The organism is Synechococcus sp. CC9605 (genome assembly GCF_000012625.1).
Classification (GTDB): domain Bacteria; phylum Cyanobacteriota; class Cyanobacteriia; order PCC-6307; family Cyanobiaceae; genus Parasynechococcus.
Window position 1 is genome coordinate 15,494 of sequence record NC_007516.1, and the last position, 21,408, is coordinate 36,901.

Sequence of the window (21,408 nt, forward strand, 5' to 3'; positions counted from 1 at the left end):
CAAGCTGAGGAAATCGACGGATGACTTGATGGCTGGTGGGGTGACCGGTGGTGCTGCAGGCACCTGGAGCGATCGTTTTGAGCAGGGTCTGCATCCCTTCATCGAGGCGTTCAACGCCTCCATCGGTTTTGACCTGACCCTTCTTCAGGAGGATCTCGATGGGTCGATCGCCCATGCCCGGATGCTCGCCAGCGTGGGGGTGATCACGGAGGCGGAGGCTGAGCAGCTGGTGGAGGGCCTGGAGACCGTTCGTGCTGAGGCTGCATCCGGCAGTTTCCAGCCCGGTTTGGCCGACGAGGATGTTCATTTCGCAGTGGAACGCCGGCTGATTGCCTTGCTGGGACCTGTGGGCAAGAAGTTGCACACCGGACGCAGCCGCAACGATCAGGTTGGGACTGACCTACGCCTCTGGCTGCGGCGACGGCTGGATGGCCTGGATCAGGATCTGCAGCGGTTGCAGGGGGCACTGCTGACCCAGGCGGATCGACATCGCCGCACCATGATTCCCGGGTACACCCACCTGCAGCGGGCCCAGCCGCTCTGTCTCGCCCATCACCTGCTCGCCTATGTCGAGATGCTGGAGCGCGACCGTGAGCGACTTCAGGATGCGCGGAAACGCGTGAACATCTGCCCGCTTGGAGCTGCTGCCCTGGCGGGCACGCCGGTCCCGATTGATCGCCAGCGCACCGCGAAGGAGCTTGGTTTTTCAGCGGTTTATGCCAACAGCCTCGATGCGGTCAGTGACCGTGACTTCTGCGTTGAGTTCTCCGCTGCCGCTTCCTTGGTGATGGTGCACCTCAGCCGTCTGGCAGAAGAGGTGATCGCCTGGGCATCCGAGGAATTCGGGTTCGTGCGGCTCAGCGACCGCTGTGCCACGGGCAGCAGTCTGATGCCCCAGAAGAAGAATCCTGATGTTCCTGAGCTGGTTCGGGGCAAGACCGGACGGGTCTTCGGACATCTCCAGGGATTGCTGACCATGATCAAGGGTCTTCCTCTGGCCTACAACAAGGATTTTCAGGAAGACAAGGAGGCGCTGTTTGATGCCTTCCGCACAACACGTGATTGTGTTGAGGCGATGGCGATTTTGTTTGAGGAAGGCCTTGATTTCAGAGTCGAGCGCCTCAATGAAGCAGTGGAGCAGGATTTCTCCAACGCAACGGATGTTGCCGACTATCTGGTGTCTCGCGGTGTTCCATTTCGCGAGGCTTATCAATTGGTCGGTGCTGTGGTCCGGCGCTGTCTGGAGCAGGGATGTCTATTGCGGGACCTTGATCTGAGTGCCTGGAAGGAACTCCACCCAGCCTTTGAGGCGGATCTGCATGACGCCCTGGCGCCCCGTGCTGTTGTAGCTGCCCGTCGTAGTGAAGGGGGGACAGGATTTGAGCGTGTTGATGAACAGCTTCAGCGCTGGTTACAGCGTTTCAACGGAACTCAGCCGGTGGGATGACTCTCACCCATAAACGGGTCTACGCTTAATCAGCCAGAGGTATGTCACTTCGTTCCGGAGTCATGGCCCGATGGCAATGTTCAAGGCCTCATCGGTCCACTGTTTCGTACCCGGTCCACGCAAAACGTGAGCATTTTTGTCGGCAACCTTCCCTTCCGCGCTGAGCAGGAAGATGTAATCGAACTATTTGCCCAGTTCGGTGAAGTGACCAACTGCGCGCTTCCCCTCGAGCGGGACACAGGCCGCAAGCGTGGTTTTGCCTTCATTGAGATGGCCGATGAGTCCACCGAAGAGGCAGCGATTGAGGGACTGCAGGGTGCCGAACTGATGGGCCGTCCTCTGCGGATCAACAAAGCGGAGCCACGCGGCAGCGCCCCCCGTCGTGGTGGCGGCGGTTATGGCGGTGGCGGCGGTGGTGGCTACGGCGGTGGCGGTGGTGGTTATCGCGGTGGTGGTGGTGGCGGCTACGGCGGTGGCGGTGCTGGTGATCGTCCCTCCGGTGCACGGGGTTGGGAAGACCGCAGCTATGGAGCCCGCGATAGCGCTGGTGAGGGCAATGCCTACGACGAAGGTCGCAGCCGTCGTCGCCGTGGATCGTCCAGTGGTGGTGGCGATGAATATTCCGGTTACGGCGGAGCTGAGGGCTGACCTCAGCCGTTGATCAGAGTCCTGCGTCCTTCAGCTGTTGCCCGGCTTGGACCAAGACTTTCAGGTCGGCCCCTGGGCGCTGGGCTTTCTCCCCCAGCTCCCGGCGCCAGTGCCGTGCACCACGGACGCCTTCAACGAGTTGCACCAGGTGGCGGCAAAGGTCCCAGAGTCGGCCCCCTTGCTCCAGGTGAGCGGCCGCATGGGGAAGCAGCCCGTCCACAATGTCTGACGCCAGGATCTGGCGTGATTCCTCCCCGAAGATCAAGGCATCGACGCTGGTCCAGCGCAGGGGATGGCTGTAGGCCGCTCGGCCCACCATGGCGCCATCGCAGCCTTCCAGTGCCTGAAGGCAGTCTTCAGGGCATTCCAGCCCCCCGTTGAGTTCAATCACCAGATCAGGGCGACGTTGTTTGAGAGCTACCACGCGCTCATGCTGCAGCGGAGGAATCGTTCGGTTCTGCTTGGGATCGAGGCCCTCCAGCCAGGCCTTACGGGCATGAATAGCGAAGCGGCTGGCCCCAGCCAGTGCCACCCGATCGACGAAGTTCATCAGCAGCACATCGCTGTCGAGATCGTCAATGCCGATCCGATGCTTCACGGTCACGGGGAGTCCCCCTGCGCCCACCATGGCTTCCACGCAGCGGGCGACCAGATCCGGTTCCGCCATGAGGCAGGCTCCGAAATTCCCGGCCTGCACCTTCTGGCTGGGACAACCCACGTTGAGGTTGATCTCGTCGTAGCCCCAGTCCTGCGCCAGTCGTGCCGCCTCGGCCAGCAGGGCTGGGTCGTCTCCCCCCACCTGCAGGGCAATGGGATGCTCCACAGGATCAAAGTCCAGCAGCTTGTTGCGTCGCTTGCTGTGGTGCAGCGCCTGGGCCACCACCATTTCGCTGTAGAGCAGCGCCCTGCGGCTGATCTGCCGCATCAGCACCCGGAAGTGACGGTCGGTGCAATCCAGCATCGGGGCCACACTGAAGCGGTAGGCAGCGGTGGATCCGGAGGCAGTCATCAATCCATTAGAACCGCCCGTGATCCCCGCTTCAGCACCGATGAGCTTGAGTGCCGCCGTTCTGTCCCGTCGATCGATGCTGTTGGCGGCAATGGCAGGGGTGTTTGGCAGTCTCTGGAGACCTCAGCCTGTGCTGGCGGCGTCCAAAGCGGGTGATCCCTCCTGGGATCTCAATGCCGACCAGTGGCGTGAGCGTTTGTCTCCCCAGGCCTATGACGTGTTGCGCAATGAGGGGACCGAACGCCCGTTCACCAGTCCGCTCAATGGCGAGAAGCGTTCCGGCACGTATCACTGCGCTGGTTGTGATGCAGCGTTGTTTTCGTCGGAGGCCAAATTCGACAGCGGCACCGGTTGGCCCAGCTTCTGGCAGCCCCTGGATGGAGCCATCGCCACGAAAGTAGATTTCAAATTGATCCTGCCGCGCACGGAATACCACTGCAGCCGTTGTGGTGGGCACCAGGGCCATGTGTTCAATGACGGACCGCGACCCACCGGCAAGCGCTACTGCAACAACGGTGTCGCCCTCCGCTTCCAGCCTGCTTGATCTGATCGTTGTTGGCGGTGGTCCTGCCGGGTACATGGCGGCGATCACTGCAGCCGAGCAGGGGGTTCGGAAGGTGCTGGTGCTGGAAGGCACCCCTGAGCCCCTCCAGAAGGTGCGCATCAGTGGTGGCGGTCGCTGCAATGTGACCCATGCCTGCTGGGACCCCCGTGAACTGGCGACCCATTACCCACGTGGCAGTCGACCCCTGCGGGGGCTCTTCAGTCGCTTCGCCTGCGGTGATGCGATCGCCTGGTTTGACGAGCATGGGCTCACTCTGGTGGAGGAACCCGATGGACGGATGTTCCCGCAGCAGAACCGTTCTGAGGCCGTGATTCAGTGCCTGCAGAAGGCGGCAAGGGCATCGGGTGTCCAGCTGCGCACGAAGGCCATGGTCCAGCAGGTGCGCGTTCACCCAGAGGGGGGGTTTGTGCTCGAGGGCCGCGGCCTCAAGCCCTTGCATGGGGGCTGCTTGATGCTGGCCACGGGGGGGCATCCTAGTGGCCGAAACCTGGCGGAAGCCCTCGGCCACCAGGTGGTGCCGCCGGTGCCATCCCTGTTCAGCCTCGCCCTGCAGGCACCGGCCCTGACCGCCTGCAGTGGCATTGCCATCGACGATGTGGCCCTTGATCTCAAGCTGGGCGATCAGCGCTTCCACCAGACCGGGCGGGTGCTGATTACCCACCGTGGTCTGAGTGGACCCGCCACGTTGCGCCTGTCAGCCTTTGCCGCCAGGGCCCTGCATCAGAACCGTTACAAGGGTGAGCTCAAGTTGGATTGGAGTGCTGGGTTGGGGCGGTCGGGGCTGACCGAGCGGTTTCAGCAATGGCGACAGGAGCAGGCCCGGCGAACCCTTTCAACAGCGAAGCCCTGCAAGCATCTGCCGCGGCGGTTGTGGCAAGCCTTTTTGACCATGGCTGGGGTGGAGCCAGAGCGCCGTTGGGCGGATCTGCCGATCAAGGCGGAGCGTCGATTGGTGGAGCTGCTCTGTGCGCAGCGTGTGCCGATCCAGGGACGCGGACCCTTTGGGGAGGAGTTCGTCACCGCCGGCGGTATCGCCCTGGGGGACGTCAACCTGGCCACGATGGAGAGCCGCCGCTGTCCTGGTCTTTACCTGGCGGGTGAACTGCTGGATGTGGACGGGGTGACCGGAGGTTTCAACTTTCAGGCTTGCTGGAGTGGTGGTTGGTTGGCGGGCCATGCCATCGCTGCAGTGATTACTGGATCTGATCAAACACGGTGAACATCGGAAGGTACATCGCCAGCAGGATGGATCCCACGATTCCCCCCACCACCACAATCATCGCGGGCTCGAGCATTGAGGTGAGCGCCTTGACCATGGCGCCGACTTCGTCTTCGTAGAAGTCCGCCACCTTGCTGAGCATTTTGTCCATCTCGCCAGTTTCCTCGCCGATGGCCAGCATGTTCAGAGCCATGTCGGGCAGCACCTTCTGGCGGATTAGCGCATTGCTCAGAAGCACGCCCTCCTGCACCATGCCCCGCGAGGCAAGGATCGCATCGGAAATGATCGCGTTGCCGGCGGTTTCGCTCGAGATCTCCATCGACATCAGGATCGGCACTCCGGCATCGACCAGGGCCGCCAGCTTGCTGGCGAACACGGCCTTCTCCTTGACGCCCGGCGCTTTCTCAAACAAGCGGTTGAGGTCGATTGATCTGAGACCTGCCGCGTCGGCCCCATTAGCTTTGCCGTCCTGGGTGTTTCCGAGGCTGACGGGCCGCAGCTCTTCGGCACGAATGCCCCGACGCCGCAGCAGCTTTTTGGCTTCAGCCAGATTGGCTGCCTTGATCGTCACCGTTCGCGGTTGTCCGGTGGGACCGGCGTAGGAGGCAATGAAGGCGGTCATCGATGCTTACTCCCACCCTTCAGATTTCACCGATCAAGCGCTGCAATTCGCCTGGTTTGCTGGCTTTGCCCATCGCTTCGGCGCGGGATACATCCCCATTGAGCACAAGGTTGGCCAAGGCTTTCTCCAGGGTCTGCATACCTTGTTCTGTCCCCGTCTGGATTTGGGAATAGAGCTGGGCTGTTTTCCCCTCGCGGATCATGTTGGCGGTGCCAGGTCCAGGTGTGTTGATCAGGATCTCCTGGGCCATCACCCGACCGAACTGTCCTTCTGACGGGTTCTGACGCCGGCAAAGGGTCTGGCAGAACACAGCGACCAAACTGCCCGAGAGCTGGACACGGATCTGCGTCTGTTGTTCCGGTGGGAAGACGTCGACCATGCGGTCCACGGTCTGGGCGGCGGAGCTGGTATACAAGGCTCCGAAGACGAGATGTCCGGTTTCGGCGGCACTCACCGCCAGTTGAATCATCTCCAGATCCCGCATCTCACCCACCAGGATCACGTTCGGGTCCTCCCGCAGGGCGGCGCGCAAGGCGTTGGCGAAGCTGCGGGTGTCTTCGTTCAGCTGGCGTTGGTGCACCAGGCTTTTGTCGCTCTGGTACACGAATTCGATCGGGTCTTCGATCGTGAGGATGTGTTCGCTGCGGGTGTGATTGATGAGATCCAACAGAGCCGCCAGGGTTGTTGTCTTCCCTGAGCCTGTTGGACCCGTCACCAGCACCAGACCCCGGGGCCGCGCGCTGGTCTCCAGCACCACAGGAGGCAGGTTCAGCAGTTCAACGCTGGGAATCGTGCTGCCAAGGGCTCGCAGGCAGGCGGCATAGCTGCCTTTCTGGCGGTAGACGTTCACGCGGAAGCGTGCAACGCCCTTGAGGCCGTAGGCGCAGTCCAGTTCCCAGGTCTGCTCCAGCGTCTTGCGCTGGCTGTTGTTCAACATCGAGAAGATCAGTTTGTTGCATTCCTCCTCGGCCAGGGGTCGGTCCGTCATCGGACGCAGTTCACCACTGAAGCGGCCGTAGGGCGGTTGACCGGTGGCCAGGTGCAGATCACTGCCACCGCCCTGCACCAGTTGTTCCATCAAGGCTTCGATCATCAGATCCATGACCGGCTCCTCAGTGGCGTGGTGTCAGGCAATAGGGACACTCGAGCCAACCTTCCTGCAGGCCGGCACCGCATCCTTCACAAGTCATTGTTCTGAGAGCGCGAGCTCCGCGCTCGGATTCCAGTCCCGAATCCGTCAGCACCATCCGTCCCACCTTTTCCAGAGTGGTCTCGCCCCGTCGCACCAATTCGAGGCTGTAGCCGAGCAGGGTCACCATTCCTGATTTCAGGGCTAGCTGGCGGATCACATCGGTGCTGGCGCCCTTGGAGATGGCGGTGGCCATCTCCTCCTGGATCCGCAGCACTTCATAAATGCCGACGCGGCCCTTGTAGCCGCTCCCCTGGCAATTGGGGCAGATCGGTTCGTTGGGGCTGTGATGGTGGGCCTTGAAGAAGGTGACATCCGCTTCCCGGCTTGCCATCAGGCCGAAGCGGCCCAGCTCTCATTCATTCGGCCGGCAGGGCTCCCGGCAGTGAGGGCAGACCCTCCGCAGCAAGCGCTGCGAAACGATTCCGATCAAGGAAGCCGACACCATGAAGGGCTCCACGCCCATTCCTCCAGGCGGGCAATGGTGCTGGGGGCATCGTTGGCGTGCAGGGTGCTGAGCACCAGGTGACCGGTCAGTGCGGCTTCGATTGCTGTTTTTGCGGTTTCGAGATCACGGGTTTCTCCCACCAGCAGAACGTCTGGGTCCTGGCGCATGAACGCCCTCAGTGCCGTGGCGAAATCGAAGCCCTTGTCTCGGTTCACCTGGCACTGGGTGATGCCTGGCAGGGTGTATTCGATTGGGTCCTCCACTGTGGAGATGTTGATGCCCGGATCGTTCCGCTCGGCGAGAAGTGAGCAGAGGGTGGTCGACTTGCCGGATCCCGTTGGTCCGGTGACCAGGATCATTCCGAAGGGTTTGGACCCCAGTTCTCGCACCAGGGCCAGTGCATCGGGATCGTCGATTAGTTTGTCCAGCCCCAGTTGGGTCGCTCCACTGTCCAGCAGGCGCAGACAGACCTTTTCACCGAAGCGACTGGGCAGGGTGTTGACGCGGAAATCGATCACCCGGTCGCGGTATTTGCGGCGAATGCGTCCGTCCTGCGCTTGTCGACGTTCAGCAATATCGAGATCCGCCAGGATCTTGAAGCGGGATGTCACCGCTGGCACCAGGCGACTGGGGAGCGGCTCCACGTGTTGCTGGAGCACACCGTCCTGGCGGAACCGCAGACGCAAGCCCTTCTGCTGCGGCTCCACGTGGATGTCACTGGCCCCCACGGCCATGGCCTGCAGCAGGATTCGGTCCACCAGCGTCACGACGGGCGAGGCTTCCGCATCCTTGAGGCTGGCCTCAAGGTCAATGGCATCCTGAGCCAGTTGGGCGTCGTTGTCCTCGTCGCTCTCCAACACCCCATCGGGGTTGAAGTCGTGCAGAAAGGACTCAGCATTCACATCGAGCGTGCTTGCTGTCTCTGCCGGAGCAGGGTTGCTTAACTCTTCTGTGGCTGGCGGTTTTGGTTCTGTCGTTGGCTGGTTCGTTTCTGTGGCCAAGGCTCGCTGCAGATCCGCTTCGATCGCGGGGTGCAGGCGGATCGTGCGGTGTTGGTCCGGCAGCTGATCGATCAGCCGCTGCCATTCCTGGTCTCGCCACTGGCTGGGGATCGCGATGTCCAGGTGGTCAGCACCGATGGCGATCGGCATGGCTTGCAGTGCCCGTCATTGATCCGGGCCGACGTCCGGGAGGGCGTCGTTGAGCAGGTTGCGGCTTGCCAGCAGTTGCTCTGGGCTCGGAACCGGTTGCTGCAACAGCAATTCAAGGGGGAAACGCTGACGTGCCGTGTCGCCGGCATCGGGGGTGGGCAGCGTCAGAGTCATGGATGGCGACCGAGGTGCGGGCTTCCGCAGCTTGTGGGAGGTAAGCGTTGCCCTTCAACATGTCTAAACAGAAATCCCTGAGCGGTCAGCATGAGCGGCGACGCCTCCACCCCAGAGCAGGACCAGAACGTTGTGTCCGGTGCTGTTCCAGCCACGCGGGAGTCCTCTCCGGATGCGCCCGAGGCGACGTCTGAACAGGCCTCTGCAGCGGTGGATCCGGCGGATCGGATGCAGCAGCTCGAGCAGGAATTGAGCGCGTTGAAGCAGGAGCACGACACGCTCAACAGCCAATACATGCGCATTGCGGCGGATTTCGACAACTTCCGCAAGCGCCAGAGCCGCGACCAGGACGACATGCGTAAACAGCTGGTCTGCTCGACCCTCACGGAGATTCTCCCCGTCGTCGACAACTTCGAGCGAGCCCGTCAGCAGCTGAATCCTGAAGGGGAGGAAGCCCAGGCGCTGCATCGCAGTTACCAGGGTCTGTACAAGCAACTGGTGGAGGTGCTGAAGCAGCAGGGGGTGGCCCGGATGGATGTGGTTGGTCAGGAGTTCGACCCGAATCTGCATGAGGCCGTGCTGCGGGAGGAAAGCAGCGAGTTCGCTGAGGACGTGGTGAGCGAGGAGCTTCAGCGCGGCTACCACCGCGACGGGCGTGTGCTGCGCCACGCCATGGTGAAGGTGTCGATGGGTCCAGGACCATCCGATCCAGGCTCAGCGCCTGCTGAAGCGGCAGCGGCACCGGATCAGACGGCGGAGGAGGCCTGATGGCCGACTTCTACGACCTGCTCGGCGTCAGCCGGGATGTGGATCCCGACAGCCTCAAGCGGGCTTATCGGCGCATGGCGCGTCAGTACCACCCCGATATCAACAAGGATCCGGGCGCCGAAGACCGTTTCAAGGAAATCGGTCGCGCCTATGAGGTGCTCAGTGATCCCCAGACCAGGGCCCGTTACGACCAGTTCGGTGAAGCCGGCCTCGGCGGTGCGGCCGGTGCTCCCGATATGGGAGACATGGGCGGATTCGCTGACCTGTTCGAGACGTTTTTCCAGGGCTTCGGTGGACCCGGGGGTGCTGGAGCTGGTCGGCCGCGGCGTCAGGGCCCTCAGCAGGGGGATGACCTTCGTTACGACCTGACAATTGATTTCGAGCAGGCAGTGTTCGGTCAGGAGCAGGAGATCAAGATCCCGCATCTGGAGACCTGCGACACCTGCGGCGGCAGCGGTGCCAAAGCGGGCAGTGCGCCCACCACCTGCGGCACCTGCGGCGGTGCCGGGCAGGTGCGCCGTGCCACCCGGACTCCCTTTGGCAGCTTCACCCAGGTCGCCGAGTGCCCCAACTGTGGAGGCACGGGCCAGGTGATTTCCGATCCTTGCGGGTCCTGTGGTGGCCAGGGTGTCAAACAGGTGCGCAAGAAGCTGCGGATCAACATTCCTGCCGGGGTGGACACCGGAACACGGCTTCGTGTGACCGGTGAAGGCAACGCCGGACCCCGGGGAGGCCCATCCGGTGACCTCTACGTCTTCCTCACCGTTCGCAATCATCCGCGCTTGCAGCGGGATGGCCTGAACATCTTCTCGGAGGTCAAGGTCAGCTACCTCCAGGCGATTCTTGGCGACACCATCGAGGTGGAGACGGTGGATGGCAGCAAGGAGCTGGACATCCCCGCCGGCACCCAGCCCGGCACGGTGCTCACCCTGCCGAACCTGGGCATTCCCAAGCTCGGGAATCCGGTGGCACGGGGTGATCAGCGCGTGACGGTCACCGTGGATCTGCCGAAGCGGATCAGTGATCTGGAGCGGGAGCTCCTCGAGCAGTTGGCAGGTCACCATTCCGCCCGCGGCAAGCAACACCACCACCACAACAGTGGTCTGTTCGCTCGTTTGTTCGGTCAGAAGGGATGAGCAGGCGTTCCCTGGATCTGCGGGGAACGCCCTGTCCGGTGAATTTCATTCGCTGCAAGCTCACCCTCGAGCAGATGAACAGCGGTGACTGCCTGGAGGTCTGTCTCGATCGAGGTGAGCCTGAGGCCATGGTCCTTCCCGGTCTGAGGGATGCAGGTCATCGTGTGGAGTGCACTGATCAAACGCCGGATGCCGTCACCATCGAGGTGATCTGCGGTGGCTGACACCGCTCGTTCGGTGGCATCCGGGATGGTGGTGGCGCTCCAGGCCAACTATCTGGAGGTTGAGCTGGATGTCGCACCTGATGGATGCCCAGGGCGGCTGCTCTGCACCCGCCGCACCCGGCTCAGCCATCGGGGTGAAGCCGTTTATGTGGGCGATCGGGTTCGCGTGGAGGCGATTGATCCAGGCCAGGGGCGTGCCGTGGTGGCCGAGGTCGAGCCACGCCACAGCTTTCTCACACGCCCACCTGTGGCCAACGTCTCCTTGGTGGCTGTGGTGTTGGCGGTGGAACAGCCCAGCTTTGACCCTGATCAGGCCAGTCGCTTCCTGTTGACGGCGGAACGGACCGGGCTGGAGGTGATCCTGCTGCTCACCAAGACAGACCTCCTCTCAGCTGCAGCGCTCGAGCGGCTTGTCACCCGGTTGCAGGGGTGGGGCTATGACCCGCTGGCGTTCTCCAGTGCAGCCGGAACGGGCATTGATGCTTTACGGCAGCGTTTGGCTGGTGCGCAGCTGTCGGTGCTGTGTGGGCCTTCTGGGGTGGGCAAGAGCAGTCTGCTGAACCAGTTGTGTCCTGACCTTCAACTGCGCACGGCTGCGGTGTCCGGTCGGCTGCAGCGCGGGCGCCACACCACCCGCCACGTGGAGCTGTTTCCCCTGGGACCCAGCGCAAGGGTGGCTGACACCCCCGGCTTCAACCGCCCCGATCTTCCTGAGGATCCCCAGGAATTGGGGGTCCTTTTTCCGGAGCTGCGGAAACAACTCGATCCCTGGCCCTGTCGCTTCCGCGACTGCCTGCATCGCGGTGAGCCCGGTTGCGGTGTGTCCACTGACTGGGAACGCTATTCCCTGTACGAGGCCGCGTTGATCGAGCAGAGCAGCCTCAGCCGCCCATCCCGGGGAGGTTGAGATTCAGGCCACCGGTGAGTTCTTCCATCCGGCCCTTCATCGTGGCGGTGGATTGCTCATAGGCCGCCTGCAGGGCTTCCAGGGTGGCCGTTTCGCTGGCCTGTTGTCCCTCCTGCAGCAGGGCTGGGTCCAGTCGCACCCGCAGGGGTTGCTGGTTGCCCGACAGCCAAACGCTGGCACGACCATCGCTGCTCTTGCCTTCGATCTCCATCCCGTCCAGTTCGTCCTGCAGGGCCTGAGCGTTCTGTTGAATCTCCTGGGCCTTCTTGAAGGCTTCGGTGAGCTGGCCGAAATTGGGGAGTCCGAACCCTGCCATGGCGATCCTGTGGGAGCCGGAAGGTTAAGCCGCCGAAGCGAATCCCAGCCGCTTCACTTCAGTGTGCAGACGGATTCCGTGTTTGGCCTCGATGCGGTCCTGCACCAGGTGGATCAACTGGGCGATGTCCTTCGCCTGGGCATCACCGGTGTTGACGATGAAATTGGCATGCACGGTTGAGATTTCGGCGCCGCCGATCCGGGTTCCTTTCAGCCCCTGCTCTTCGATCAGCCGTCCGGCCTTGAGCGGTTCGGGATTGCGGAAGACACTGCCGCAGCTGGGTTGTTGATAAGGCTGCGTCGTGGTGCGGTGACTGAGGTTCGCAGTGGTGACCCGCTTCAGTTCATCCGGATCGTGACCGGGCTGCAAGCGGAACCGTGCCGACAACACCACGAGGTTGTCCTCTTGAAGACGGCTGTGCCGGTAGGCGAAGTCCAGTTGATGCCGCTGCAGCTCGAAGCAGTTGCCCCCCTCCAGGGGCACGACCCGCACCGACTCCAACCATTCCGCTGTGCAGCCTCCCTGGGCTCCGGCATTCATCACAGCCGCACCGCCAGCGGTTCCCGGGATGCCAATCGACCACTCTAGACCATGCAATCCAGCGCGTGCAGCGCGTCTTGCCAGTGATGGGATTGGTTCGCCGGCAAGCACCTCCACTGTCCCCGTGGTGGCATCCAGCTGTAGCCCCTGAAGTTTGCGCAGACAGAGCGAGAGTCCTGGCAGGCCGTCATCGTGAATCAGCAGGTTCGACCCAGCGCCGATCACGCGGCAGGGCATGCCCTGGTGAGCAGCCCATTCGATCCAGGCCTGGGTTTCGTCAAGGCTGGCGGGTTCCGCCAGCCATTCGGCCGCTCCTCCCACCCGCCAGGTGGTGTAGTCCGCCAGCTTGACTCCGCCCTGGGGCAGGCGGGCATCGCACTGGGTCATGACGTCAGCCTTGACCACAGTCCATTCACGTCGCCAGCACCCATGGCCAGAACAAGATCGTTCTCGAGGCTGTGCTGAATCACCAGCTCGGTGAGTTGATCGAGGTTTTCTGCGACGGCGATCTCCAGATCCGGTTTCAGCTTGCGCACCCGATCCGCCAGGGCGTTGCTGCTGATGCCCTGCAGCGGTTGCTCTCCTGCGGGATAGACGGGAGCCAGCAGCAGCAGATCACAGTTCTGCAGGGCTTTGGCGAAGCCATCGAGGAACTGCCTGGTGCGGCTGTAGCGGTGCGGCTGGAACACCGCCAGCAGCCGCTGTGGTGCTGAGGGGAGTGGACTGCGGCCACTGCGCACCATCAGGCGTGCCATCTCCAGGGTTGCCTGCACCTCACTGGGATGGTGGGCGTAGTCATCAACGATGTGACGACCCTTCCAGGTGCCCCGAAGGTCAAAGCGGCGGCCCGGTGCCTTCAGGCCAGCGAGGCCCTCTACCAACTGGTTGAAGGGGAGCCCTTCCATCCGGCAGGCAGCCAAGGCGCCTGTCGCATTGCTCAGGTTGTGCAGCCCAGCCATCGGCAGGGTGAAGTCGCCGACGGGCTGGCCGGCTTCATAGAAACGGGCGACGCAGCGATCACCGTCCAGGCTTAAGGGCAGGGCGGCGAAGTCAACAGATTCGTCGCTTTGGTTGGACCACCAGGCCGTTGGCTGGAAGTGTTCCTGCAGGATCGGGCAGTCGTGATTGGCCAGCACGCGATCGCAACCCCCCGCGAAGCGTTGCAGGGTGGAGATCAGGTCGTCGAGGCAGGAGTAGTGATCGGTGTGATCCAGCTCCAGGTTGGTGATCACCCCCAGGCTGGGGCTGAACTTCACCAGGGACCCGTCGGATTCATCCGCCTCGGCCACAAGCAGCTTCCCCTGGCCGGAATGGCCATTGCTGCCGAGGCTGGGGACGATGCCTCCAATCACAGCGGTTGGGTCCTGATCGGCCTCCAGCAGCAAGGTGGTGATCAAGGTGCTGGTGGTGGTCTTGCCGTGGCTGCCGGCGACTGCAATGGAGGGTTGCTGCTCGATCAGAGCCGCCAGGAGATCGGAGCGATGCCAGATCTCCAGCCCTTGCTGTCGGGCCCGCTGCAGTTCCGGATTGCTTTCGGGGATGGCTGTGCTGATCACCACAACCGGTGAGTCAGCGGCTGTTCTTCCCGTGACGGCGTCAATGCAGGTGGCGTCCTGCTGACGGAAGACCTTCACCCCAAGGGTCTTCAGTTGTTGTGTTGTCGCATTGTCACGCGGGTCTGAGCCGCTGACCGAGTGACCGCGGTCGACGAGAATCCGGGCCAAAGCCGACATACCAATTCCGCCGACACCGATGAAGTGGACTGGTGTCTGACGGTCGAGCAGGCGCGGCAACGGAGGGTTTCGGTCTGGTGAAAGATAAGTCAGTCGCAGCTGCTTGTCTGCCGTGCTGAGGGCCGGATCGAGCTGATTGAAGCGGGGTGGATCAAGGTATTTCTGCTGATTTCTGTATGATCGGCGGCCAAAACCCTTGCGCGGCTTTGCCGCTTCTGCCATGACCCTGCGCGTTGCGATCAATGGATTCGGCCGGATCGGTCGCAATGTTCTGCGGGGATGGATCAGCCGTGGCGCTGACACCGGCCTGGAAATCGTGGGGATGAACTCCACCTCCGACCCCGCCACCAGCGCTCACCTGCTGACCTACGACTCCATCCTTGGACGTCTTGATCCCTCGGTGGACATCAAGACCACGGACAGCTCAATGTTCGTCAACGGTAAGGAGATCAAGTTCTTCGCCGACCGCAATCCCCTCAACTGCCCCTGGAAGGAGTGGGGTGTTGACCTGGTGATCGAGTCCACCGGTGTGTTCAACACCGATGAGAAGGCCAGCATGCACATCCAGGCTGGCGCCAAGAAGGTGATCCTCACCGCCCCTGGCAAGGGTGATCGCGTCGGCACTTTCGTTGTGGGCGTCAACGACGACCAGTACCGCCACGAGGACTGGGACATCCTCAGCAACGCCAGCTGCACCACCAACTGCTTGGCCCCGATCGTCAAGGTTTTGGACCAGAACTTCGGCCTTGACTGGGGTCTGATGACCACCATCCACAGCTACACCGGCGACCAGCGGATCTTGGATAACAGCCACCGCGACCTGCGCCGTGCCCGTGCTGCAGCTCTGAACATGGTTCCCACCACCACCGGTGCAGCCAAGGCCGTGGCTCTGGTTTACCCCGAGGTGAAGGGCAAGCTCACCGGCTTCGCCATGCGCGTTCCCACCCCGAACGTCTCCGCTGTTGACCTCACCTTCGGTCCCTCTCGCGCCGCCAGCGTTGACGACATCAAGGCCGCCATAAAGTCGGCTTCCGAGAACGGCATGAAGGGGATCATCAAGTACGGCGATCTGCCCCTGGTGTCCACCGACTACGCCGGCACCAACGAGTCCACCATCTTTGACGCCGACCTCACCTACGCCATGGGTGACAAGGCTGTGAAGATCCTGGCCTGGTACGACAACGAGTGGGGCTACAGCCAGCGTGTTGTTGACCTCGCCGAGGTGGTGGCCAAGAACTGGAAGTGATCGCCAGTTTATTGCTTTTTGATCCCTCCCGATCTGGGAGGGATTTTTTTTGTCAGGTACGGTCGCTTAGCGGGTCGTTCAGGGCTGCTTAGGACTGGCCGAAGTGATCAAATCCTCTGGTGTCCACTGGTTCGTGGTTGTGGGCCCAGCGGATGACGCCCGCTTCAGCATTGATCTGGCCGACGCGCTTGCTTTCGGAGACGCATCGCTGCCACACATCGGCCCAGGCCTCCGGAAGGCTCAGCACCAACTCAAAGTCCTCTCCTCCGGCGAGGCACCAATCCGTCCATGGAGCGCCCTCAGGCCAGCCTTCGGCCGTAGGAAGCTGGTCGTGCCGCAGCACCGCTCCGCAGCCGCTGCTGCTGCAGAGACCTGCAACGGCAGAAAGCAGTCCGTCGCTGCTGTCGGTTCCCCCAGCCCGCCAGGGCAGATGCTTCGGTTTGCAGGCCAGCAGCTGTTGGACGTCCTTCAGCCGTGGTGTCGGGCGTTGGTGGCGTGTGACCGCCTGATCCCGCAGGGTTGAGCACAAAGCGATGTCACGCACCCTTGGGTCGTCCTGCAGGAGGGCGAGGCCTAGTCGGCTGAGCCCATGGGGCCCACTTGTGACCAGCACATCGCCAGGGCGGGCTGCGTTGCGATGCAGACGAAGGGGACCGAGACGACCGAGTGCCGTGATCGAGAGCAGTCTCTGCTCTCCTTTGGAGCAGTCACCTCCCAGCAGAACGCCGCCGTACTCCTCCAAGGCGGCACTGATGCCTTGATACACCCCGTCCACCCAGTCCCAACGGGTGTGGCTTGGAGCGACCAGGGCCACGGTGATTCCATCGATGTCGACGGCACCACTGGCGGCCAAATCGGATAGGTTGGCGGCAACGGCGCGCCAGCCCACGTCTACGGCCGTTGTGGTGGCATCGCTGAAATGGATGCCATCCACCAGAACGTCGGTGTTAACCAGCAGTGGTCGGGCGTCGGCGGCCAGGGCTGCAGTGTCGTCACTGAGTTGATCGGGCGGAGCGAAGTGAGCCAGCCGCCTGAGCAGCTCCGCTTCAGTCAGCTCCGCCAGGGTTTGGCTCATGCGTGGGCTTTGAGCTGCTCCGCTCCGTTAACCACCTTCACGGCGGTGATCCGGTCATCGACGCCCAATTCCTCCAGAACATCGAATCCATCCACCACGTAGCCGAAGGCTGCATTGCGGCCATCCACGAGGTTCAGACCAGCCGGGGTGAGCTCCGCCTCGTAGAGAAACATGAAGAACTGCGAGGATCCGTCGTCGAGGGCCTGGTCTGAATGGGCCCAGCCAAGGGTGCCCAGGGTCGCGAACGGAAGGGTTGGTGTGGCCATGAACAGGCCCACGTCTTCAAAGGTTTCGTTGTAAATCGTGTCGTCTTCGCCTGGCACACGTATCTCCAGAGGCACATGGCGCTCCTGCTTGGTCTTTGGATCCACGTAGCCGATCTCCGGCCCTTCCGGATCACCGCTCTGGAGCACGTAGAAGTCCTCGGCCCGGATGAAGGGCAGTCCGTCATAGAAGCCCTTGAGGGCGAGATCCACGAAGGCACCTGCGGTGAGTGGAGCGTTGTAGCCATCCACCACGGTGGTCAATTCCCCCTGGGTGGTGCTCACGCTGAGGGTGGCTCGTCCCTGCAGCCTCGGCAGGGCGTCGAATTCTGCGGGGATCTCCCGTTCAAAGCCGTCGGGCACCAGCAGGGCCTCCACATCACCGATGTAGCGCAGCGTCCGGCGTCGATCGGCGATGAAGCCTGGTTTGTCAATGGCTTTGACCTTCTCTTTGAGGTCTTCAAGGCCCTGATCCACGCTCTCAAACAGTGCTTCAGCGGTACCGCGCTTGGCTTCAGGGACCGCGTTCAGGATGGTGTCGCGGCGGGTGTTGAGCAGCGATTCAGTGCGCGACACCGTCTTGCCGAGGGCTGTCCAGCGTTTGGCCCGCAGATCGTCACTGGTGAGTTCCAGCCGATGCTGCAGTTCGCGGATGTCGTCCTGATCGAAGGGAAGCGCGTCCCGAAGAATCGCGGCAGGGTCCTTAACAGCATTGCCCTGGGGCAATGCGGCCCAGGCAGGGGCGGCGATTGTGATCAGAGCAAAGCTGATCAGAACAGCAAGGACGGCGTTCAAACGCTGATGGACCAAGGGGGAACCCCAGTGCTGACGGGACTTTGGCACAGCCGTATAGTCCGTTGATCCGTTCGGTGGGAATGATCTCCAGTAACGACTTCCGCACCGGCACCACGATTGAGATCGATGGGGCCGTTTGGCGCGTTGTCGAGTTCTTGCACGTCAAGCCCGGCAAGGGATCTGCCTTCGTGCGCACCAAGCTCAAGGCGGTGAAATCCGGCAACGTGGTGGAGAAAACCTTCCGCGCCGGGGAGATGCTTCCCCAGGCGATGTTGGAGAAGTCCTCGCTTCAGCACACCTACATGGAAGGTGAGGACTACGTCTTCATGGACATGGCCACCTATGAGGAGACACGCCTCAGCGCAGACCAGATCGGTGAGAGCCGCAAATATCTCAAGGAGGGCATGGAGGTGAACGTGGTGTCCTGGAACGACACCCCCCTCGAGGTTGAACTGCCCAACTCCGTGGTTCTGGAGATCAAAGAAACCGATCCTGGCGTCAAAGGCGATACCGCCACCGGTGGCACGAAGCCCGCCATTCTTGAAACCGGTGCACAAGTGATGGTGCCGCTCTTCCTTTCTGTGGGAGAAAAGATCAAAGTGGACACCCGCAACGACAGCTACCTCGGGCGCGAAAACGGATGAGCATGCAGCTGGATCACGAACAACTGCACCGCCTGTTGGAGGCGCTCGGGGAGAGCGATATCCAAGAGTTCCGGCTGGAAGGGGATGACTTCCGTCTGGAAATCCGTCGCAACCTGCCGGCTCAGGCCGTCATGGCCCCGGTCATGCCCGCCCCTGTTGCTGCTGCTGCTGCTGCACCAGCGCCAGTTGCGTCCGCCGAGCCCGCAGCTGCGCCGCCTGCATCCACCGCAACCCGCAGTGACCTGCTCGAAGTCACCGCTCCCATGGTGGGCACGTTCTACCGCGCTCCCGCTCCGGGTGAACCCGCTTTTGTTGAGGTGGGCAGTCGGATCAACGTCGGCCAGACCGTCTGCATCCTTGAGGCCATGAAGCTGATGAATGAGCTGGAGTCTGAGGTTGGCGGTGAAGTGGTGGAGATCCTGGTGGACAACGGCACCCCCGTTGAATTCGGTCAGGTGCTGATGCGGGTCAAGCCGGCCTGAGTCAGCTCAGGTCCCAGGCGGCCTGAATGGCTGCCGTTGTGCTTTCAGGGCTGGCGATGCCTTGGGCTGCAATGTCGAAGGCGGTGCCATGGTCGGGGGACGTGCGCAGGAACGGCAGTTCCAAGGTGGTGTTCACCGCAGCGTCGAAGGCCAGCAGCTTCACGGGAATGAGTCCCTGGTCGTGATACAAGGCCAGGATCCCGTCGGGCCCTGCCTGGTTTGGCATCTGCCAAGCGCGAGCAGCGCTGATCCAGCAGGTGTCGGGAGGAACGGGTCCCTCCAGCTGCACCTGAGGATGCTCCTTCCGCCATTGATCCAGCAGCGGCAGCAGCCATTCGGCTTCTTCGTGGCCCAGTTGACCGGCTTCACCGGCATGGGGATTCAGGCCGGCAATGCGCAGATGGGGTGTGCTCGTGAAGCGTCGACAGAACTCCTCCAGCACGTTCAGTTTGTGGTGCACCAGCTCTGGGGTCAGCGCCTCAGGGATCTGGTTGAGGGGGATGTGGGTGGTGGCCAGCAAGGTGTTCAGGCGCCAGCCGCTGGTTGGAGAGACGGCGGTGAACAGCATTGAGGAGTGCTGGCGTCCAGCCAACTCAGCCAGCCGTTCGGTCTGCCCGGGATAGCGATGGCCGGCCGCATGCCAGAGGTGTTTGGCAATGGGGGCGGTGACCAGGGCGCGGGACCCTCGTTCCTGCAGCAGTTCCACGGCGCGGGTGAGCCAGCGAAACCCCGCATCGGCCCCTCCGGTGGTGGGTTGTCCTGGCTGAACGCCCGCTTCCAGCGGATGGTCGTCAATTCTGAGGGCTGCAGGGTCGGCAAGGGGGTGGCTCGTTTGCCGCTGCAGTCGCGCGTGGGTGCTGATCAACGTGCGTCGACAACCCACCAGCAGGGGTTGGAGCGCGGGGGGGAGCGTGGGTGAGGCGAGGGCCTTCAGCACCACTTCCATGCCGATGCCTGCGGGATCGCCGAGAGCGATCACCAGCTCGTGCCTAGGGTTCGTTGAATCGTGGGGGCCCATCGCTGTGCTGCGCTTGCTGCTGCTGGGGTGTCTGTTGGTGGGATTGGCCGCTGGTTTGAGCAATGGCTGGATCGAACTGCACCTCTCCCGTTTTCTTGAGGATGTGGGGCTTTCCCTGCCTGAGGAAGGCGAGGGCTTCGATTTCAACCGTTGGCTGATCGAGGGGGAGAACCCAGGTCAAGCGAATTGAGTTTGTCCTGGTTCAGGCAATCCTGCAGCCCGACGCGGTAGTTCGGGTGCAGCAATGCATAACCGAGCTCTTGACAGAGCTTGTGGTTGCTGACGCGGCGGTTCTCGCTCCAGAACGACTGAGCCATTGGACTCATGCTCTCCACGATCTGGTCGAACGGTTTGAGCGGTGGCAGAGCACAACCCAATAGGTCTGCCGCATGTCGCATCAGTTCGGCGGTGGGAGCCGGGAGGTCATCCACCACATTCACGATGCTCCCATTTCCTGGGCTTGCTGGAACACCTTGTTCAGCGCGATGCATGAGGTGCCAGCAGGCCCCTGCGATGTCTTCCACATGGATGCGGCAGAACACCTGGCCGGGCTTGTCGATCAAGCGGGCACGCCCTTGCTCTAAGCCGTTGAGCACTGATCGGCCCGGGCCATAGATGCCTGGCAGACGCAGAATCTGGATCGGCAGACCCGAGCGCAACCAAGCTTGTTCGCAGTTCAAGCGGCGCATGCTGCGGTCCAGCGCCGGCGCCGGGTCGTCATGCTCCGACACCCAACCGCCCTGACGATCGCCGTAAACCCCTGTGGTGGAGAGATAGCCCGCCCAGCGCAGCGGCAGGTTTCCGAGCGTTGGCAGCAGCTTCAACAAAACTGGATCGTTGCCGTCGCGATCCGGTGGGATGGTGGACAGCAGATGGGTGATGCCTTCGAGGGAAGCAGGGTCGAGCTGGTCCTGACCGTTGCTGTCGAAGAGCAGATCAGCCTCGGCAGAGTCGAGGGAACGCCGGGTGCAGAGCACCGGTGTTCCCAGGGCTCGGGCCAGGCCGGCCAGACAACGTCCGCTGTATCCGCCGCCCAGCACCAGCAGCTTGCTGTCAGCCGACAGCGGCCGTGACCGCTTGACAAGATCGGCGAGCATCAGTACACCTGTATTAGATCAAATGTACTGTTGTGACGTCGTCGTCTCTCCATCGCTCCCGCTCCAGACCCATTGTGCTCCGGGCCATCCTGACGGCTGCCCTGCTCGCCGGTGCTGTGGTGCTGGCGCCTGAAGACCCTGGCGTTCAGGCCTCCATCTGCCAACGTCACCACTCCTCGGATGTCTGCAGGGTTTGGTGAGCCTCAGGCAGCCTGAGCTGCAATTGAGAAATCGTGCGGCTCGTTGATGGGCTGTTCCGGTTGGGCCCACTGCAGCAGGCGAACGGCGAGTCGCAGGTCGCCATCCATCCAGGCTCGAATAGCCATGGCGCGGCGTGGGTCATAAAAGCGCTGTCGCCGATACCAGTCGAAAACGTCGGAGTCAGATTTGCGGCCGTTGCAAGACAAGCAGGCCGGGACACAGTTTTCAGTAACGCTTGAACCCCCTTTGGCTTGGGGGTGAATGTGATCAATTGATTCGGAAGGTTTGCCGCAGTAAATGCAACTTTGGCCGGTGAAAGTGTGAAGAGACTGTCGCCATCTTCGGACGCGCAATTTGGGACAGAGTTCGTCGAGAAAAACCGCGTCCTTGCTATGCATCCGAGTGAATCGGTTGGGGTGATTCTGCCTTGAACGAAAAGCTCGTCAATGTGTCGAGCGCTGCATTTTCGACAATTTTTTGACCTGCGATGT

The 21,408-nt window shown here is 62.3% G+C and carries 25 protein-coding genes and 1 pseudogene; 13 read left to right on the forward strand and 13 right to left on the reverse strand.

Annotated features, from left to right (window positions below; translation table 11 throughout):
- The first annotated feature begins 28 nt into the window (after positions 1-28).
- Together argH and SYNCC9605_RS00080 are read left to right on the forward strand one after the other, a co-directional pair.
- Complete coding sequence (gene argH, locus SYNCC9605_RS00075; protein ID WP_011363057.1) at positions 29-1,447, forward strand: argininosuccinate lyase; 1,419 nt, start codon at positions 29-31, stop codon at positions 1,445-1,447.
- A gap of 126 nt (positions 1,448-1,573) precedes the next feature.
- Positions 1,574-2,095: an RNA recognition motif domain-containing protein gene (locus SYNCC9605_RS00080; protein WP_011363058.1), complete on the forward strand. Its 522-nt coding sequence runs from the start codon at positions 1,574-1,576 to the stop codon at positions 2,093-2,095.
- A 13-nt stretch (positions 2,096-2,108) separates the two neighbouring features.
- Here SYNCC9605_RS00080 and dusA read toward each other — a convergent pair whose 3' ends face one another.
- A complete protein-coding gene (dusA, locus tag SYNCC9605_RS00085) occupies positions 2,109-3,104 on the reverse strand; it encodes a tRNA dihydrouridine(20/20a) synthase DusA (RefSeq protein WP_011363059.1) in 996 nt (331 codons plus the stop codon).
- Between the two features lie 40 nt (positions 3,105-3,144).
- On the opposite strand from dusA, the gene msrB reads away from it, so the two are divergent.
- The gene (gene msrB, locus SYNCC9605_RS00090; protein ID WP_011363060.1) at positions 3,145-3,648 is read left to right on the forward strand and encodes a peptide-methionine (R)-S-oxide reductase MsrB; all 504 of its coding nucleotides are present in this window, start codon (positions 3,145-3,147) and stop codon (positions 3,646-3,648) included.
- Positions 3,620-4,888 (forward strand): NAD(P)/FAD-dependent oxidoreductase, encoded by a 1,269-nt coding sequence (locus tag SYNCC9605_RS00095; RefSeq protein ID WP_011363061.1) that lies wholly within the window; start codon positions 3,620-3,622, stop codon positions 4,886-4,888. The genes msrB and SYNCC9605_RS00095 overlap by 29 nt, the downstream gene beginning before the upstream one ends.
- Here the strand turns inward: SYNCC9605_RS00095 and SYNCC9605_RS14210 are convergent.
- From SYNCC9605_RS14210 to SYNCC9605_RS15305, 4 genes and pseudogenes are all read right to left on the reverse strand, one after another.
- Positions 4,863-5,510: a type II secretion system F family protein gene (locus SYNCC9605_RS14210; protein ID WP_011363062.1), complete on the reverse strand. Its 648-nt coding sequence runs from the start codon at positions 5,508-5,510 to the stop codon at positions 4,863-4,865. The genes SYNCC9605_RS00095 and SYNCC9605_RS14210 overlap by 26 nt on opposite strands.
- Positions 5,511-5,529: 19 nt before the next feature.
- Entirely contained in the window at positions 5,530-6,612 is a 1,083-nt protein-coding gene (locus tag SYNCC9605_RS00105) for a type IV pilus twitching motility protein PilT (RefSeq protein ID WP_011363063.1), read from the reverse strand.
- Positions 6,613-6,622: 10 nt separating this feature from the next.
- Positions 6,623-8,223, reverse strand: a pseudogene (locus tag SYNCC9605_RS00110) (GspE/PulE family protein).
- A 90-nt stretch (positions 8,224-8,313) separates the two neighbouring features.
- Positions 8,314-8,472, reverse strand: coding sequence for a general secretion pathway protein GspE (locus SYNCC9605_RS15305; RefSeq protein WP_257929660.1), 159 nt, complete (start codon positions 8,470-8,472; stop codon positions 8,314-8,316).
- A 90-nt stretch (positions 8,473-8,562) separates the two neighbouring features.
- On the opposite strand from SYNCC9605_RS15305, the gene grpE reads away from it, so the two are divergent.
- Genes grpE through rsgA form a run of 4 tightly spaced genes read left to right on the forward strand, consistent with a single transcriptional unit; the run spans position 8,563 to position 11,507 of the window.
- Positions 8,563-9,240 (forward strand): nucleotide exchange factor GrpE, encoded by a 678-nt coding sequence (gene grpE / locus SYNCC9605_RS00115; protein WP_011363064.1) that lies wholly within the window; start codon positions 8,563-8,565, stop codon positions 9,238-9,240.
- Positions 9,240-10,376, forward strand: a complete 1,137-nt coding sequence (gene dnaJ, locus SYNCC9605_RS00120; RefSeq protein ID WP_011363065.1) for a molecular chaperone DnaJ — start codon at positions 9,240-9,242, stop codon at positions 10,374-10,376. The genes grpE and dnaJ overlap by 1 nt, the downstream gene beginning before the upstream one ends.
- Positions 10,373-10,600 (forward strand): sulfurtransferase TusA family protein, encoded by a 228-nt coding sequence (locus SYNCC9605_RS00125; protein ID WP_011363066.1) that lies wholly within the window; start codon positions 10,373-10,375, stop codon positions 10,598-10,600. Before dnaJ ends, SYNCC9605_RS00125 begins: the two co-directional genes overlap by 4 nt.
- A gap of 25 nt (positions 10,601-10,625) precedes the next feature.
- Complete coding sequence (rsgA, locus tag SYNCC9605_RS00130; RefSeq protein WP_198002491.1) at positions 10,626-11,507, forward strand: ribosome small subunit-dependent GTPase A; 882 nt, start codon at positions 10,626-10,628, stop codon at positions 11,505-11,507.
- Here rsgA and SYNCC9605_RS00135 read toward each other — a convergent pair.
- Genes SYNCC9605_RS00135 through murC form a run of 3 tightly spaced genes read right to left on the reverse strand, consistent with a single transcriptional unit; the run spans position 11,482 to position 14,156 of the window.
- Positions 11,482-11,823, reverse strand: a complete 342-nt coding sequence (locus tag SYNCC9605_RS00135; RefSeq protein WP_011363068.1) for a YbaB/EbfC family nucleoid-associated protein — start codon at positions 11,821-11,823, stop codon at positions 11,482-11,484. The two genes, rsgA and SYNCC9605_RS00135, sit on opposite strands and share 26 nt — an antisense overlap.
- Positions 11,824-11,847: 24 nt before the next feature.
- Positions 11,848-12,750 (reverse strand): UDP-N-acetylmuramate dehydrogenase, encoded by a 903-nt coding sequence (murB, locus tag SYNCC9605_RS00140; RefSeq protein ID WP_011363069.1) that lies wholly within the window; start codon positions 12,748-12,750, stop codon positions 11,848-11,850.
- Complete coding sequence (gene murC / locus SYNCC9605_RS00145) at positions 12,747-14,156, reverse strand: UDP-N-acetylmuramate--L-alanine ligase (RefSeq protein ID WP_011363070.1); 1,410 nt, start codon at positions 14,154-14,156, stop codon at positions 12,747-12,749. Before murC ends, murB begins: the two co-directional genes overlap by 4 nt.
- Positions 14,157-14,316: 160 nt before the next feature.
- On the opposite strand from murC, the gene gap reads away from it, so the two are divergent.
- Positions 14,317-15,342, forward strand: a complete 1,026-nt coding sequence (gene gap, locus SYNCC9605_RS00150) for a type I glyceraldehyde-3-phosphate dehydrogenase (RefSeq protein WP_011363071.1) — start codon at positions 14,317-14,319, stop codon at positions 15,340-15,342.
- Between the two features lie 88 nt (positions 15,343-15,430).
- Here the strand turns inward: gap and thiL are convergent, their stop codons facing one another.
- Together thiL and SYNCC9605_RS00160 are read right to left on the reverse strand one after the other, a co-directional pair.
- Complete coding sequence (gene thiL / locus SYNCC9605_RS00155; protein ID WP_011363072.1) at positions 15,431-16,417, reverse strand: thiamine-phosphate kinase; 987 nt, start codon at positions 16,415-16,417, stop codon at positions 15,431-15,433.
- Positions 16,414-17,490, reverse strand: a complete 1,077-nt coding sequence (locus SYNCC9605_RS00160) for a peptidylprolyl isomerase (RefSeq protein ID WP_011363073.1) — start codon at positions 17,488-17,490, stop codon at positions 16,414-16,416. The genes thiL and SYNCC9605_RS00160 overlap by 4 nt, the downstream gene beginning before the upstream one ends.
- 65 nt (positions 17,491-17,555) lie before the next feature.
- On the opposite strand from SYNCC9605_RS00160, the gene efp reads away from it, so the two are divergent.
- Positions 17,556-18,119, forward strand: a complete 564-nt coding sequence (gene efp / locus SYNCC9605_RS00165; protein WP_011363074.1) for an elongation factor P — start codon at positions 17,556-17,558, stop codon at positions 18,117-18,119.
- Positions 18,116-18,601: an acetyl-CoA carboxylase biotin carboxyl carrier protein gene (gene accB / locus SYNCC9605_RS00170; protein WP_011363075.1), complete on the forward strand. Its 486-nt coding sequence runs from the start codon at positions 18,116-18,118 to the stop codon at positions 18,599-18,601. The genes efp and accB overlap by 4 nt, the downstream gene beginning before the upstream one ends.
- Position 18,602: 1 nt before the next feature.
- Here the strand turns inward: accB and pdxA are convergent, their stop codons facing one another.
- Positions 18,603-19,619: a 4-hydroxythreonine-4-phosphate dehydrogenase PdxA gene (pdxA, locus tag SYNCC9605_RS00175; protein ID WP_011363076.1), complete on the reverse strand. Its 1,017-nt coding sequence runs from the start codon at positions 19,617-19,619 to the stop codon at positions 18,603-18,605.
- Between the two features lie 4 nt (positions 19,620-19,623).
- Between pdxA and SYNCC9605_RS00180 the strand changes: the two genes are divergently transcribed.
- The gene (locus SYNCC9605_RS00180; protein ID WP_041434302.1) at positions 19,624-19,809 is read left to right on the forward strand and encodes a hypothetical protein; all 186 of its coding nucleotides are present in this window, start codon (positions 19,624-19,626) and stop codon (positions 19,807-19,809) included.
- Here SYNCC9605_RS00180 and SYNCC9605_RS00185 read toward each other — a convergent pair.
- On the reverse strand, positions 19,763-20,716 hold the full coding sequence (locus SYNCC9605_RS00185; RefSeq protein WP_011363077.1) for an SDR family oxidoreductase: 954 nt from the start codon (positions 20,714-20,716) through the stop codon (positions 19,763-19,765). The genes SYNCC9605_RS00180 and SYNCC9605_RS00185 overlap by 47 nt on opposite strands.
- Before the next feature lie 74 nt (positions 20,717-20,790).
- Here SYNCC9605_RS00185 and SYNCC9605_RS13515 point away from each other — a divergent pair, with 74 nt between their 5' ends.
- On the forward strand, positions 20,791-20,916 hold the full coding sequence (locus tag SYNCC9605_RS13515; RefSeq protein ID WP_256359513.1) for a hypothetical protein: 126 nt from the start codon (positions 20,791-20,793) through the stop codon (positions 20,914-20,916).
- Positions 20,917-20,919: 3 nt separating this feature from the next.
- Here SYNCC9605_RS13515 and SYNCC9605_RS00190 read toward each other — a convergent pair whose 3' ends face one another.
- Positions 20,920-21,315: an HNH endonuclease gene (locus SYNCC9605_RS00190; RefSeq protein ID WP_011363078.1), complete on the reverse strand. Its 396-nt coding sequence runs from the start codon at positions 21,313-21,315 to the stop codon at positions 20,920-20,922.
- Positions 21,316-21,408 lie beyond the last annotated feature (93 nt).

What these genes read in the sequence shown, in the direction of transcription:
- argH (WP_011363057.1), top strand. Translation starts at nt 29, where the DNA reads ATGGCTGGTGGGGTGACCGGTGGTGCTGCAGGCACCTGGAGCGATCGT.
- efp (WP_011363074.1), top strand. Translation starts at nt 17,556, where the DNA reads ATGATCTCCAGTAACGACTTCCGCACCGGCACCACGATTGAGATCGAT.
- pdxA (WP_011363076.1), bottom strand. Translation starts at nt 19,619, where the DNA reads ATGGGCCCCCACGATTCAACGAACCCTAGGCACGAGCTGGTGATCGCT.
- murB (WP_011363069.1), bottom strand. Translation starts at nt 12,750, where the DNA reads ATGACCCAGTGCGATGCCCGCCTGCCCCAGGGCGGAGTCAAGCTGGCG.
- dnaJ (WP_011363065.1), top strand. Translation starts at nt 9,240, where the DNA reads ATGGCCGACTTCTACGACCTGCTCGGCGTCAGCCGGGATGTGGATCCC.
- SYNCC9605_RS00135 (WP_011363068.1), bottom strand. Translation starts at nt 11,823, where the DNA reads ATGGCAGGGTTCGGACTCCCCAATTTCGGCCAGCTCACCGAAGCCTTC.
- SYNCC9605_RS15305 (WP_257929660.1), bottom strand. Translation starts at nt 8,472, where the DNA reads ATGACTCTGACGCTGCCCACCCCCGATGCCGGCGACACGGCACGTCAG.
- SYNCC9605_RS00125 (WP_011363066.1), top strand. Translation starts at nt 10,373, where the DNA reads ATGAGCAGGCGTTCCCTGGATCTGCGGGGAACGCCCTGTCCGGTGAAT.
- SYNCC9605_RS00190 (WP_011363078.1), bottom strand. Translation starts at nt 21,315, where the DNA reads ATGCATAGCAAGGACGCGGTTTTTCTCGACGAACTCTGTCCCAAATTG.
- gap (WP_011363071.1), top strand. Translation starts at nt 14,317, where the DNA reads ATGACCCTGCGCGTTGCGATCAATGGATTCGGCCGGATCGGTCGCAAT.
- SYNCC9605_RS14210 (WP_011363062.1), bottom strand. Translation starts at nt 5,510, where the DNA reads ATGACCGCCTTCATTGCCTCCTACGCCGGTCCCACCGGACAACCGCGA.
- SYNCC9605_RS00185 (WP_011363077.1), bottom strand. Translation starts at nt 20,716, where the DNA reads ATGCTCGCCGATCTTGTCAAGCGGTCACGGCCGCTGTCGGCTGACAGC.
- dusA (WP_011363059.1), bottom strand. Translation starts at nt 3,104, where the DNA reads ATGACTGCCTCCGGATCCACCGCTGCCTACCGCTTCAGTGTGGCCCCG.
- SYNCC9605_RS00105 (WP_011363063.1), bottom strand. Translation starts at nt 6,612, where the DNA reads ATGGATCTGATGATCGAAGCCTTGATGGAACAACTGGTGCAGGGCGGT.
- msrB (WP_011363060.1), top strand. Translation starts at nt 3,145, where the DNA reads ATGAGCTTGAGTGCCGCCGTTCTGTCCCGTCGATCGATGCTGTTGGCG.
- accB (WP_011363075.1), top strand. Translation starts at nt 18,116, where the DNA reads ATGAGCATGCAGCTGGATCACGAACAACTGCACCGCCTGTTGGAGGCG.
- rsgA (WP_198002491.1), top strand. Translation starts at nt 10,626, where the DNA reads ATGGTGGTGGCGCTCCAGGCCAACTATCTGGAGGTTGAGCTGGATGTC.
- thiL (WP_011363072.1), bottom strand. Translation starts at nt 16,417, where the DNA reads ATGAGCCAAACCCTGGCGGAGCTGACTGAAGCGGAGCTGCTCAGGCGG.
- grpE (WP_011363064.1), top strand. Translation starts at nt 8,563, where the DNA reads ATGAGCGGCGACGCCTCCACCCCAGAGCAGGACCAGAACGTTGTGTCC.